Genomic DNA, 13,036 nt, shown 5'->3' with positions numbered 1-13,036 from the left:
GCCCTCGCGTGCGTGCTATTCTCTCTCGTGTCTATATAGCACAACAGTCCGAAACTAGCAACCCTTTCTTAGGTAGACGTGCTCAGAGAGAGGAGAGAACGTTTCCAATGAGTGTCCCATCCTTCCACCCCGACGTCGCCGAGCAACACCTTCGAGTCGACATCGACGACTGGGACGACGTGTACGTCGTCGGCGACGTACACGGCTGTCTACCGGCGCTCGAACGCCTCGTCGACCGGCTCGACCCCTCCGAGGACGACCTCGTCGTCTTCGTCGGCGACCTCGTGCGGAAGGGCCCCGACAGCAAGGGCGTCGTGGACTTCGTCCGCGAGCGCGACAACTTCCTGACCGTCCGCGGCAACAACGAAGAAAAGCTCATCCGCGGCACGAAGGAGATAGACGCGCTGACCGACGACGACCTCGACTGGATGTCGAACCTCCCGGTCGCCATCACGTGGGACGGGGCCATCGTCGTCCACGGCGGCGTCCACCCCGAAAAGCCGCTTTCCGAACACGACGTGGACGAACTCGAAAACACCCGGGCGATGAACCCCGGCGACAGCTACGACGGCCCCTTCTGGTTCGAGTACTACGAGGGTCCCGAGCGCGTCTTCTTCGGCCACACCGTCATGGCCCACCCCGCCGTGTTCGAGCACGCGATGGGCCTCGACACGGGCGCGGTCTACGGCGGCGCGCTCACGGCCTACGACCTCCACGCCGACGAACTCGTCGCCGTCGAGGCCGAGGTCACCCACGAGTCCCGCAAGGACTCGAAGATTCTCGAACCCCGCCAGCCCGCGCTGGTCTGACCGCCGCCGTGGCGAAGGTGGGAGCGACGGCCGAGGCGGCGAACTAAAGGTCGCCGCCGAACCATCTTCTCTCAGCATATGTCCGACGACGAGCCTCGCGGCGGCGACTCGCGGGGCCGGCGCGCCGGTCAGTCGACCGCGCCGGTCCGCGCCCGCGAGCGCGACGGAGACGCGACGGAGCCGGCCGACGCCGACCTCGCAGACCCCGCGCTGTATCTCAACCGCGAACTCAGCGAACTCGCCTTCCACGAGCGCGTCCTCCACGAGGCGAGAGACGACCGCAACCCGCTTTTCGAGCGCGTCAACTTCCTCTCGATTCTCACCTCGAACCTCGACGAGTTCTTCATGAAGCGCGTCGGCGGCCTGAAACAGCAGATGGCCGCGGGCGTGAGCGAACTCTCACCCGACGGTCGGACCCCGAACCAGCAGTGGTCGCTCGTTCTCGACCGCGCCCGCGACCTGCTCGACCGGCAGTCCGACTGCTTTCACGACCTCGTTCGGCCCGCGCTCGCCGACGCCGGCATCGAAATCGTCGGCTACGACGACCTCGCGCCCGACGAGCGGGCGGCCCTCCGCGACTACTTCGAGGCGTCGGTCCTGCCGACGCTCACGCCCCTGACGTTCGAGCCGGCCCATCCGTTCCCGTTCATCTCGAACCTCTCGCTGTCGCTCGCGGTCCGCACGACCGAGGGCGCAGAGGAGCCGACGAAGTTCTCGCGGGTCAAAGTCCCCGGCAACCGCCCGCGACTCGTCAACGTGGACGAGCGCGTCGGCGACGCGGACGGACCGACCGACGCCGCCCCCGTCAGATTCGTCCCGCTCGTGGCCGTCATCGAGCGCAACATCGACCTGCTGTTCCCGAACGTCGAGGTCGTCGACACCTCGGCGTTCAGGGTGACGCGGAACGCCGAGGTCCGCCGCAACGAGGAGGTCGCAGAGGGCCTCATCGCCACGATAGAGGACGTGCTCCGCCAGCGTCGGTTCGCCACGGTGGTCCGCTTGGAGGTCGAGTCGGGCACGCCCGAGGCGGTCCGCGACCTGCTCGCGGAACAGCTCGACGTGGACGACCCCGAGGTGTTCGAGCGCGACCTACCGCTGGACTACGGGGCGCTCGCGTCGCTTTTCGACCTCGACCGCCCGGAACTCGAAATCGCGCCGTGGACGCCCCAGCCCCACCCGCGGTTCGCCGGCCGCTCCGCCGACGACCCCGAGTCGGTGTTCGCCGAAATCGCCCGGAAAGACGTGCTCGTCCACCATCCGTACCACTCGTTTACGGGCACCGTCGGCACGTTCCTCGCGGCCGCTGCGGCCGACCCCGACGTGCTGGCAATCAAGGCCACCATCTACCGCACCGCCCCCGACTCCGAGGTCATCGAGACGCTCATCGAGGCCGCCAACAACGGCAAACAGGTCGCGGTGATGGTCGAGCTCAAAGCGCGGTTCGACGAGGAGAACAACCTCCGGTGGGTCCGCCGGCTCGAAGAGGAGGGCATCCACGTCGCCTACGGCACCATCGGCCTCAAGACCCACTCGAAGACGGCGCTCGTCGTCCGCGAGGAGGGCAACGAGGTGCGGCTGTACTCCCACGTCGCCACCGGCAACTACCACTCCCAGACCGCGAAGCTCTACACCGACCTCGGGCTGTTCACCGCCGACCCGGACATCGGCCACGACCTCGTGCGCCTGTTCAACTTCTTCACCGGCCACTCGCGGGCCGAGACGTACCGGAAACTGCTGGTCGCGCCGACGAACCTCCGCGAGGAGATGACGCGATTCGTCCGCCGAGAGGCCGACCACGCCCGCGCCGGCCGCGAGGCCCGCATCGTCGCCAAGATGAACGCGCTCGAAGACCCCGCGATGGTCCGCGAACTGTACGAGGCGTCGGTGGCCGGCGTCGACATCGACCTCGTGGTCCGCGGCATCTGTCGGCTCCGACCCGGTATCGAGGGGCTGTCGGAGAACATCTCCGTATCGAGCGTCGTCGGTCGGTTCCTCGAACACTCGCGTATCTTCTACTTCGAGAACGCGGGCGACCCCGACTACTACGTCGGCTCCGCCGACTGGATGACCCGCAACCTCGACCGCCGGGTCGAGGCCGTCGCGCCCGTCGAGGACCCCGAACACCGCGCCGAACTCGACGCCGTGCTCGACGCGCTCCTGTCGGATAACCGCCGGCGCTGGGTGATGGACGCCGACGGTCGGTACGAACAGCGTCGCCCCGGCGACGACGAGCGGGTCCGAGAGGCCCACCGAGAGCTGATGGACCGAGCGCTCGGCGCGGCGTACCGGGCGAGCGACGACTGAAGAAAAAGACCGGTTCAGGCGCTCGGTTGCACCCGCGCGAGCACGTCGCCGCGAGCGAAGTCGTCGCCCTCGGCGACGAGTATCTCCGCGACCGTCCCCGTCGTCGGCGCGGCCACGTCGATGCTCACCTTTTCGACCTGTATCTCGCAGAGCGTCTCGCCCTCGTCGACCGCCGACCCCTCGCGGACGAACCAGTTGGCGAGGTAGCCCTCGGTCACGTCGTCGGCGTCGTCGGGCCACGAGTCGGCCGAGTTCACGTCGACGGCGTCGCTCATCGTCCGGCCTCGCTTCCGTCTCCGTCTGTTTCGGGCGCTCGTCTCATTCGTGGAGTTCGCGGACGGCCGCCGCGATGTCGTCGGTGCCGGGGTTGACTTCGTCTTCCAGCGAGCGGGCGTAGGGAATCGGCACGTCCGGGATGGCGAGGCGCTTGACGGCCGAGAGGTCGTCCAGCGCGCCTTCCGCCGCCCGGGCGATGATTTCGCCCGTCACGCCGAACGACTGGTAGTCCTCGTCGACGACGAGGAGTTTGCCGGTCTTCCGAACCGAATCGAGCACCGTCTCGGTGTCGAGCGGCACGAGCGTCCGGAGGTCGATGACCTCGGCGTCGATGCCGTCGTCGTCGAGCTGTTCCGCGGCCTCCATCGCCCGGTGGACGTGCAGGCCGAGGGTGACGACGGTCACGTCGTCGCCGGGGCGCTTCACGTCGGCCTCGCCGAACGGAATCGCGTAGTCCTCCTCGGGGACGCCGGTCTTCGGGCCCGAGGGCGACGGCATCCAGCCGAGGCCCATGAGGCGCTTGTGGAACATGTAGACGACCGGGTCGTCGTCGCGGATGGCGCTGTGCATCAGCCCCTTGGCGTCGTAGGCCGTCGAGGGGACGACGACTTTCATCCCCGGCAGGTGGGCGAAGGTCCCGTAGAGCGTCTGGGAGTGCTGGCCGGCGTCGTTGTACGTGCCGCCGACGGCCGTGGTCAGCACCATCGGGACCGAAAATGACCCCCCGCTCATGTAGGTGTTCTTCGCCATGTTGTTGTAGATCTGGTCCATGGCGACGCCGAAGAAGTCGACGAACATCAGTTCGGCAATCGGGCGCATCCCGGCCTGTGCGGCACCGACGGCCGCGCCGAGGTAGGCCGTCTCGCTGATTGGCACGTCCATCACGCGGTCGCGGCCGAACTCGTCCAAGAGGCCGGTCGTACTGGAGAAGATGCCGCCGTAGTCGGCGACGTCCTCGCCCATGTAGAACACCTCCTCGTTCTCGCGCATCTCCCACGCGATGGCCTCGACCATCGCCCGGCTCATGGTCAGTTCGCGGTCCGTCTCGGTCGCTTCGGTGTAGTCTCGCGATTCGGTCGCCATCAGTTGTCACCTCCCGTCTCGCCGTCGTCGCCCGGTGCGTCTGCCGCGGCCCCGCCGTCCGTCGCCGCCTGCGCCGGCGGGTTCGTGAACACGTTCTCGTACGCCTCTTCCGGGTCGGGCTCGGGCTGTTCTTTCGCCCACGAAATCGCCTCCTCGACCCGCTCGTGGGCGCGCTCTCGAATCTCGTCGATGTCGTCGTCGGTCACGCCGTGCGAGCGGAGGTCCTCGGCGAGGCGCTCGATGGAGTCGCGCTGTTTCGCGCGGTCGATGTCGGCCTCGGGGCGATACCCCTCCGCGTCGCCCATGAAGTGGCCCATCCGGCGGTGGACCTGCACCTCGATGAGCGTCGGCCCGTTGCCGTCGCGGGCGCGCATCACGGCCTCGCCCGCCGCCTCGTACACCGCCATCGCGTCGTCGGAGTCGACGCGGACGCCCGGCAGGTCGAAGCCGTCGGCGCGCTGTGCGCCGTTCTGTACGTCGGTCACGCGGTCCTTCGGCATGCTGATGGCCCAGTCGTTGTCCTCGACGACGAAGACGACCGGGAGGTCGTGGACCGCCGCGAGGTTCAGCGATTCGAGGAAGCCGCCCTGGTCGATAGCGCCCTCGCCGAGGAAGGCGACGGCCACGGCGTCGGTGTTCCGCTTTTTCGCGGCCATCGCCGCGCCGACCGCCGGCGGGCAGCCCTGCGCGATGATGCCCGAACACGCGAAGTTCACGTCGGGGTCGAACAGGTGCATGTGGCCGCCCTTCCCGCGGCACAGCCCCGTCTTCCGGCCGAAAATCTCGGCCGTCATGCGCTTGAGGTCGACGCCCTTCGCGATGGCGATGTGGTGCGGCCGGTGCGGCGCGGTCACCGTGTCGTCGTCGCGGAGGTGGATGCAGACGCCCGCGCCGGAGGCCTCGTGGCCCGCCGCGAGGTGGAGTTCACCGGGAATCGGTCCCGCCGAGATGTCGAACGCCGGCTGCTTCCCGACGAGGTACTCGTCCACCAGTCGCTCCTCGTACTGTCGAGCGGTCACCATCTGCTCGTACATCGTCCGTAGGTCGGTAACACTCACCATGGTTGGCGTACGGGTGTACTCCCGATTGTATATTAACATTAATTGTGTAAGTCATGACCATCAGAACGAGCGGACTGCGAATTCACGCGAATCGACGGGTCGAGACAGGCCTAAGCCCCAGTCCGTCGTATCGTCTCGTATGAACGACACGACGCCGAACCTCGTCTCGATACCCGTCGGCGACGCGGTGCTGGAGGGCGACCTCCGGATTCCGGCGGGCGCGTCGGGGCTCGTGGTGTTCGCCCACGGCAGCGGCAGCAGTCGAAAGAGCCCGCGAAACAACTTCGTCGCCGAGGTCATCCGCGACCGCGGGGTCGGGACGCTCCTTTTCGACCTGCTCACGGAGGAGGAAGACGAGCGGTACGAGACGCGGTTCGACATCCCGCTTCTGACAGAGCGACTGCTCGGCGCGACCGAGTGGCTCCGGGGCCGCGACGACACCGCCGGCCTCGACTACGGCTACTTCGGGTCGAGCACCGGCGCGGCGGCGGCGGTCCTCGCGGCGGCCGACCTCGGCGACGACGCGGGCGCGGTCGTCTCTCGGGGCGGGCGCGTCGACCTCGCGGAGTCGCGGCTCGGCGACGTGACGGCACCGACGCTGTTCGTCGTCGGCGGTGCCGACGAACCGGTCTTGAGCCTGAACCGCGACGCGTTCGCGGAACTCGACTGCGAGAAGTCGCTGGAGGTCGTCGCCGGCGCGGGTCACTTGTTCGAGGGACCGGGCGAGTTGGACGACGTGGCCGACCTCGCCGCCGACTGGTTCGAGACGCACCTCGGCTGAGGGCGTCGCTCGGGGAACCGACCGCAGGGCGACCGCGGAGCCGAGTGCGGGTCGACCGGGATGGGTCGGGTGGCTCAGCGCGAAAACTTGAGGTCCTTCGCGGGGTCTTCGACGACGACCCACCAGCGGACGTCCTCCTTGGGGTGTCGGCGCTCGACGTGTTCGTCGAGTCGCTCGCCGCTGTCGAAATCGCGACCGCAGAGGTTGCAACGGTGGTGTCTGTTGGCCATGCGCATAGCTACGACCGCTTACAAAATGAATGTAGCTCGCGGGAGTGTCGCCCGGCGGGCGGACGCGGGTTCAGACCCCGTCGACGAGGCGTTCGAGCTGTTCCGGCGGGACCGCGCCGCGGGCCGCGTAGCCGTCGTAGGCGAAGGTGGGAACGCCGGTCACGCCGTGGCGCTGTGCCTCGGCGAACTGCTCGCGCACCTCCGCGAACAGCGCGTCGTCCGACAGCGCCGAGCGGACTTCGTCGCCCTCGACGCCGGCGTCCTCGGCGAGTTCGACAAGCAGGTCCTCATCGCCGATATCTTTGCCCTCCTGCCAGAGCGCGTCGAAGATCGCCACGTCGAATCCGAGCCACGTGTCGTTGTCGTACTGCCCTTTCACGTAGAACGAGGCGACCTGCGCCGGCAGGGAGTCGATGTCGGTCGCGATGTCGAGGTCCATCTCGACGCCGTACTTGTCTTGCAGACGGCGAACGCCCTCCTTGGCCTGCTCGTAGTAGTCGTCGTCTTTCCCGTCGTCGACGGAGAAGTCGATGCTCCCGTCGGGGCGGCGCTTGTGGCTTCGCAGGTCGAAGGGGTGCCAGTCGATGTCGAGTTCCTCGTCGCGGGTCGCCTGATACTGCCGCAGCGACTCGCGGCCGAGATAACAGAACGGACAGACGTAGTCCGAGTAGACGGTGATGTGGTCCGGCTCCGCGTCGGGTTCGCTCATACGCACTCGTATCCCTTCCGGTTACAAAAGCGGATTGCTCTGTCGCGTGCGGTCGGGGCGAGCGCCCTCCGACGCGAACAGTCTCGAATATCGTTCTTTTCAGCCATCAAGTAGCAAAGTTTTGATATTACTGTGGTCGGTCTTCGAAACCGACCGGCGGTCGCATCCGGGGGACGCTAACAATGAAGTTACAAAAAATCGCCGACGGCCTCAGGCGGAACTGGGACGACCGATACTGGTACGCGGACGTGTTCAACAGGTACGTTCCGCGGTACTACTACCAGGAGGTGAAGTCCAACGACGGCGCGCACGTGGTCGAACGGGACTGGGACAACCTGTTTATCTTGGACGGCTGTCGGTTCGACCTGTTCGAGGAGGTGTACCGCGGGTCGTATCGGGGGGACCTCGGCGGCACGCTCGAACGGGTCACGTCGCGGGGGAGCGCCTCGACCGAGTTCCTCGAAGAGAACTTCCACGGGCGCGAGTTGAAAGACACCGTCTACGTGACGGCGAACCCGTTCGTCTACCAGATTCCCGGCGACCCGTTCCACCACGTCGACCACGTCTGGATGGACGACTGGGACGACGAACTCGAAACCGTCCGACCGGAGACGATGGTCGAACACGCGAAGGAGGCCCACGAGCGGTTCCCCGACAAACGCCTCATCGTCCACTTCATGCAACCGCACTACCCGTTCGTCGGCGAGTACCGCCTCGACGGCGACCGGGGGTATCTCGGCGCGGTCGCCAAGTCGCTCGACGAGGACGTTCCGGACGTGAAACTCGTCTGGGAGCGCCTCCGCGAGGGCGACGTCGACGAGGCGGACGTCTGGCGCGCGTACAGGGACAACCTCGCCCTCGCGCTCGACAACGTTCGGGAACTCGTCGAAGACGTCCCGGGGAAGCACGTCGTCACGGCGGACCACGGGAACGCCCTCGGCGAGCGGTCCGGCCCGTTCCCGACCAGGGTCTACGGCCACGACGACTACCTGCACATCCCGGCGCTGGTCGACGTCCCGTGGCTCGAACTCCCGGCGGACGAGCGCCGCGACATCACCCGCGGCGACCGCGAGACTGAAGGGCGCGAGTACGAAGACGAGTCGGTCGAACGGCGGCTCGAAGCGCTCGGCTATCGGTGACGGGGCCGCGGTGATTCGTCGCCGCGAGTTCGACCAGCGGGCCGCCGTCGCCGCCCGCACGGGACGGTTCGGGACTCAGGCCAGTCGGAACCGCGTGTCGGTGAGTTCCTCCGAGACCTCCCAGAGCCGTGCGGCGGTCTCGGGGTCTCTGGCGCGGTCGCTCGGCTCCGCGATGCCGGGGGTGCCGCGCATGCCGAACAGCCCCTGCGGGCCGACGTACTCCCCGCTTTCGACGGCCGGCGACGTGGCGGCGTACAGGAGCGGGAGCGTGCCCATCTCGGCCGACTGGGCGAACAGCGCGTTGCCGAGTTTGCTCATCCAGTACCGGAGCGTCGACCCGGACGCCTCGGGCCCGCGGAACTGGAGGTTGGTGGCGGCGTAACCGGGGTGTGCGCCAACGCTCAGCACGTCGTCGATGCCCGCGGCGGTCAGCCGGCGGTCGAGTTCGAACGCGAAAAGCAGGTTCGAGAGCTTGCTCTGGGCGTAGGCGTCCCACTCGTCGTAGTCGCGTTCGCCCTGCAGGTCGTCGAACGCCATCCGACCGCGCTCGTGGAGGCCGCTCGACATCGTGACGAGTCGCGTCTCGCCGGGCGTGTCGCGGAGCGTCGGGAACAGGCGGGCGCTCAGGGCGAAGTGGCCGAGGTGGTTCACGCCGAACTGCGTCTCGAAGCCCTGTGCGGTCTCCCGCCGGGGAATCGCCATCACGCCGGCGTTGTTGCAGAGGACGTGCAGCGACCCGTGTTCGGCGGCGAACTCGTCGGCAAAGTGCCGAACCGAGTCGAGGTCGGCGAGGTCGAGCTCCGAGAGCGTCAGCGAGGCCGCCGGCACCGCGTCGCGGACGTCGGCCATCGCGTCCGCGCCGCGGTCGAGGCTCCGGCAGGCCATGACGACGTGCGCGCCCTTCTCGGCGAACATGCGCGTCGCCTCGAAGCCGAGGCCGCTGTTCGCGCCGGTGACGACGACAGTCTTCCCCGAGAGGTCGGGAACGTCGGCCGCGGTCCAGTCGCTCATGGGGGATTCAACGGCCCGAACCGAGTAAACCGTGGCGGCGAGGTCGGCGCGACCGAAACGCGCTCTCCGCCGGCCGCGACGACCTCAGTTCGATGCGGTGCTGGTCTGCATCCCGTCGGAGTTGTACGCCGAGCCGAAGCCGTCGTCGTCGAGGAGGATGATGCCCGCCGACGACCCGGTGAGTTCGCCGAACTCCTCGATGGCGAGGTCGGCCGCGGTCTGGGCGTCGCAGCCGCGTTCGAGGTGGCCGACGGCGCGTCGGGCGAGCGTCACGCGGGCGATGTCTTCGCCCGCTCCCGTGGTTGACGCGCCGCCCGCGGGGGAGGCGTAGAAGCCCGACCCGATCTGCGGCACGTCGCCGACGCGGCCGGCGAGGGCGAACCAGCGGCCGCCGGTCGATGTCGCGGAGGCGAACGTCTCGCCGTCGGTGGCGACCGCCCCGACCGTGTCGTGACCGGGAAGGCGAACGTCGTGAGCCGAGCGGTCACTGCCTGCTGAGGTTCCCTCAGAATTGTCGTTCGCCGGCAGGTAGCCGTCTCCCGCCTCGGCCGTCGGGTCGCTCGTGCTCTCGCCGAAGCGGTCGGCGAGCCACGCGAGGTGTTCCGTCGGCGACCCCTCGGGAGCGTCCGCGTTCGCCCAGCGCTCGCGGGTCTCGTCGGTGAAGAGGTCGACGCCGGTCTCGACGCCCGCGTCGGCGGCGAACTCGACCGCCGGCTCGCCCGTCAGGAGGACGTGCGGGGTGTCTTCGAGGACAGCGCGCGCGACGGAGACGGCGTGTTCGACGCCCGCCATGCCCGAGGCCGCGCCGGCGCGTCGGTCGCTCAGCATGACGCCCGCGTCGGTGCGGACGACGCCGTCAGACTGGACCGCGCCGCCGACGCCGGCGTTGAACCGCCGGTCCGATTCGAGGACGCGAACCGCGGTCTCGACCGCCGAAAGCGGGTCCGACTCGCTCGCGCCCGCGTCGGCCGCGTCGTCCATGACGGCCTGTCTGGGCTCCGGTTCGCCGGGGATGCCGCCCGCACCGCCGTGGAGGATAACTCGCATACGCGGGTTGTCCTCCGAGCGCGGGTGTAAACGTATCGACCGCGGAATGGCGCGGGATTTGCACCTCTCCGTCGATAACGGCAGGACTTTTACACCGCACTAGAAAGCTCTGAATGTTCATGAGTTACGACCAGATTGAGGTTCCGGACGACGGCGAGAAAATCACGGTCGACGAGGAGACGGGCGAGCTTTCCGTCCCCGACAACCCGATTATTCCGATCATCCACGGCGACGGAATCGGAACGGACGTCGGCCCCGCCGCGCAGAAGGTCCTCAACGCCGCCGCCGAGGCGACCGGCCGCTCTGTCTCTTGGATGCGCGTCTACGCCGGCGCGTCCGCCCGCGACAAGTACGACGAGAACCTGCCGGAGGACACGGTAAGCGCCATCCGCAACCACCGCGTCGCGATCAAGGGCCCGCTCACAACGCCCGTCGGTGCCGGCTTCCGCTCGCTCAACGTCGCGCTCCGCAAGAAGCTCGACCTCTACGCGAACGTCCGCCCGACCTACCACCTCGACGGCGTCCCGTCGCCCGTCAAGAACCCCTCGGCGATGGACATGGTCACGTTCCGCGAGAACACCGAAGACGTGTACGCCGGCATCGAGTGGGAAGCCGGCACCGACGAGGTCCAGAAGGTCAAGGAGTTCGTCGAAGACGAGATGGGCGCCACGGGCGTCATCCACGACGGCCCCGTCGGCATCGGCATCAAGCCCATCACCGAGTTCGGGACGAAGCGCCTCGTCCGCGAGGCCATCGAGTACGCCCTCGAAAACGACCGCGACTCCGTCACCCTCGTCCACAAGGGTAACATCATGAAGTTCACCGAGGGCGCGTTCCGCGACTGGGGCTACGAACTCGCAGAAGAGGAGTTCGGCGACGTCACCATCACGGAAGACGAGCTCTGGGAGGAGTACGACGGCGAGAAGCCCGAGGACAAGGTCGTCGTCAAGGACCGCATCGCCGACAACATGCTCCAGCAGCTTCTCACCCGCACCGCCGACTACGACGTCATCGCCACGATGAACCTCAACGGCGACTACATGTCCGACGCCGCCGGCGCGCAGATCGGCGGTCTCGGCATCGCCCCCGGCGCGAACTTCGGTGAGGGCCTCTGTCTCGCAGAGCCCGTCCACGGCTCCGCGCCCAAGTACGCCGGCGAGGACAAGGTCAACCCGACCGCGATGATTCTCTCCGGCCGCCTCATGTTCGAGTACATGGGCTGGAAGGACGCCGGTAAGCTCATCCGCGACGCCGTCGAGAAGACCATCTCGGACGGCGACGTCACCTACGACCTCGAACGCCAGATCGAGGGCGGCAACAAGCTCGCGACGAGCGAGTACGCCGACAAGGTCGTCGAGAACATTCAGGAACTCGCGTAAGCGAACACACCACTTCTCTCGCGGCACCGACGCCGCATCTCTTTCGCGCCGACTACAGTCGATTCGGGTCTCGCCAGCGCCGAATCCGGTTCCACAGCGGTCTGACGACGCCGAAGACGACCGCGCCGGCGGTGTCGGCGACGATGTCGACGCCGGTGTCTTCCAAGTAGACCGAACGCGGCCACTCGACCCAGAAGCCGGTGAACAGGCGCTCGTACACCTCGAACCACGTGCCGATTGCGGCGACGGCCATCGGGAGGACGACGAGGAGCGCGACCCGCGAGTGGAGCAGGCGGGGGTTGAGGACGTAGAGAATCGCCGCGACGCCGAACCCGGAGGCGGCGTGGACGAGGATGTCCCACCACCAGATGCGCGTGTAGAGAAACAGCGCCATGCTCGTGAAGTGCGTCGCGGTGACGACGCTCCCGAACACGGCGACGACGGCCATCTCTCGGGGTCGCTCTTCCCACCCGGCCAACACCGTCTCGTTCCAGGTTCGTCTCAGCATGCGCGGGTCGGTGGCCGGAACGCGTCGACTCGGGTGGCGGGGCGCGGTGTGTGATCTCCTGCGAGCGGAAGCATGGACGAGAGATCGATCATCATCGATATGTATCTTTTCTCCGACGAAACAACACGTTTGGGGTGAACTCCCCCTTGGGGTGAAATCGCCCTCGTCGCGGGCGCACCGACGTCGACGTTACCGGTCCGCCGGGCGGTCGTCGTCCGTTTTCTCGCCGCCGTCCGAGCGGAGGTGACCAACGCGGGGCGACGACCCGCCGGACGTCGCGTCGGTCGGCGTCCGAGACCGGACGAGACCCTCGACGAAGGCGAAAAAGCCGAGGCCACCCGCCACGTCGACCACGAGGTCTATCGCGGTGTCCTCGGCGTAGTAGGCCATCGACCAGCCCCACCAGAAGTCCTTGAACAGGTACTCGTACACCTCGAAGCCCGCGCCGATGGCGAGGACGATGCCGGCGACGACCACGGGGGCGCGAGCGCCCCGGAACGTCCGCGGGAACACGAGGAACAGCACGCCAGCGACGCCGAAGCCCGAAAGCGAGTGGGTGAGCACGTCCCACCACCAGATGCGCGTGTAGACGTCGTACGCGAGCCCGCCGAAGTGGAGCGCGGTGACGACCGCCGACCAGACGCCGACGAACGCCCACAGCCACGGCTCGCGCGCGAGCTTCGAGTGACTCATCGTCGC

General features: G+C 67.9%; 14 protein-coding genes. 5 read left to right on the top strand and 9 right to left on the bottom strand.

What is annotated here, in order from left to right:
* Nucleotides 1-107: 107 nt before the first annotated feature.
* Both NDI65_RS06870 and ppk1 read left to right on the top strand, forming a co-directional pair.
* Nucleotides 108-809, top strand: coding sequence for a metallophosphoesterase family protein (locus tag NDI65_RS06870; RefSeq protein ID WP_089777328.1), 702 nt, complete (start codon nt 108-110; stop codon nt 807-809).
* A gap of 78 nt (nt 810-887) precedes the next feature.
* A complete protein-coding gene (gene ppk1 / locus NDI65_RS06865) occupies nt 888-3,113 on the top strand; it encodes a polyphosphate kinase 1 (protein WP_310893501.1) in 2,226 nt (741 codons plus the stop codon).
* 14 nt (nt 3,114-3,127) lie between these two features.
* Here the strand turns inward: ppk1 and NDI65_RS06860 are convergent, their stop codons facing one another.
* From NDI65_RS06860 to NDI65_RS06850, 3 genes are read right to left on the bottom strand one after another with little or no spacing between them, the layout of a single operon-like run.
* Complete coding sequence (locus NDI65_RS06860) at nt 3,128-3,388, bottom strand: lipoyl domain-containing protein (RefSeq protein ID WP_089777326.1); 261 nt, start codon at nt 3,386-3,388, stop codon at nt 3,128-3,130.
* A gap of 43 nt (nt 3,389-3,431) precedes the next feature.
* Nucleotides 3,432-4,472, bottom strand: coding sequence for an alpha-ketoacid dehydrogenase subunit beta (locus NDI65_RS06855; RefSeq protein ID WP_310893500.1), 1,041 nt, complete (start codon nt 4,470-4,472; stop codon nt 3,432-3,434).
* Nucleotides 4,472-5,506: a thiamine pyrophosphate-dependent dehydrogenase E1 component subunit alpha gene (locus tag NDI65_RS06850; protein WP_310893560.1), complete on the bottom strand. Its 1,035-nt coding sequence runs from the start codon at nt 5,504-5,506 to the stop codon at nt 4,472-4,474. The genes NDI65_RS06855 and NDI65_RS06850 overlap by 1 nt, the downstream gene beginning before the upstream one ends.
* A gap of 166 nt (nt 5,507-5,672) precedes the next feature.
* On the opposite strand from NDI65_RS06850, the gene NDI65_RS06845 reads away from it, so the two are divergent.
* Nucleotides 5,673-6,314, top strand: coding sequence for an alpha/beta hydrolase (locus NDI65_RS06845; RefSeq protein WP_310893499.1), 642 nt, complete (start codon nt 5,673-5,675; stop codon nt 6,312-6,314).
* Between the two features lie 74 nt (nt 6,315-6,388).
* On the opposite strand, the gene NDI65_RS06840 is transcribed toward NDI65_RS06845, so the two are convergent.
* Together NDI65_RS06840 and NDI65_RS06835 are read right to left on the bottom strand one after the other, a co-directional pair.
* Nucleotides 6,389-6,544: a hypothetical protein gene (locus tag NDI65_RS06840; protein ID WP_004969554.1), complete on the bottom strand. Its 156-nt coding sequence runs from the start codon at nt 6,542-6,544 to the stop codon at nt 6,389-6,391.
* A 70-nt stretch (nt 6,545-6,614) separates the two neighbouring features.
* On the bottom strand, nt 6,615-7,253 hold the full coding sequence (locus tag NDI65_RS06835) for a DsbA family oxidoreductase (RefSeq protein ID WP_310893498.1): 639 nt from the start codon (nt 7,251-7,253) through the stop codon (nt 6,615-6,617).
* A gap of 182 nt (nt 7,254-7,435) precedes the next feature.
* Here NDI65_RS06835 and NDI65_RS06830 point away from each other — a divergent pair, with 182 nt between their 5' ends.
* A complete protein-coding gene (locus NDI65_RS06830) occupies nt 7,436-8,392 on the top strand; it encodes a hypothetical protein (RefSeq protein WP_310893497.1) in 957 nt (318 codons plus the stop codon).
* Nucleotides 8,393-8,467: 75 nt separating this feature from the next.
* Here the strand turns inward: NDI65_RS06830 and NDI65_RS06825 are convergent, their stop codons facing one another.
* Together NDI65_RS06825 and NDI65_RS06820 are read right to left on the bottom strand one after the other, a co-directional pair.
* The gene (locus tag NDI65_RS06825; protein ID WP_310893496.1) at nt 8,468-9,403 is read right to left on the bottom strand and encodes an oxidoreductase; all 936 of its coding nucleotides are present in this window, start codon (nt 9,401-9,403) and stop codon (nt 8,468-8,470) included.
* An 84-nt stretch (nt 9,404-9,487) separates the two neighbouring features.
* Entirely contained in the window at nt 9,488-10,450 is a 963-nt protein-coding gene (locus NDI65_RS06820; RefSeq protein ID WP_089777321.1) for an isoaspartyl peptidase/L-asparaginase, read from the bottom strand.
* A gap of 119 nt (nt 10,451-10,569) precedes the next feature.
* On the opposite strand from NDI65_RS06820, the gene icd reads away from it, so the two are divergent.
* Nucleotides 10,570-11,829, top strand: coding sequence for an isocitrate dehydrogenase (NADP(+)) (gene icd / locus NDI65_RS06815; RefSeq protein WP_089779818.1), 1,260 nt, complete (start codon nt 10,570-10,572; stop codon nt 11,827-11,829).
* 52 nt (nt 11,830-11,881) lie between these two features.
* Here the strand turns inward: icd and NDI65_RS06810 are convergent, their stop codons facing one another.
* Together NDI65_RS06810 and NDI65_RS06805 are read right to left on the bottom strand one after the other, a co-directional pair.
* On the bottom strand, nt 11,882-12,337 hold the full coding sequence (locus NDI65_RS06810; RefSeq protein WP_089777320.1) for a hypothetical protein: 456 nt from the start codon (nt 12,335-12,337) through the stop codon (nt 11,882-11,884).
* Between the two features lie 189 nt (nt 12,338-12,526).
* On the bottom strand, nt 12,527-13,030 hold the full coding sequence (locus NDI65_RS06805; protein WP_089779817.1) for a hypothetical protein: 504 nt from the start codon (nt 13,028-13,030) through the stop codon (nt 12,527-12,529).
* Between the last annotated feature and the right edge of the window lie 6 nt (nt 13,031-13,036).

It is taken from the genome of Haloferax sp. S2CR25 (assembly GCF_031624535.1).
Classification (GTDB): domain Archaea; phylum Halobacteriota; class Halobacteria; order Halobacteriales; family Haloferacaceae; genus Haloferax; species Haloferax massiliensis.
This window is presented reverse-complemented; position numbering and strand designations above follow the sequence as displayed.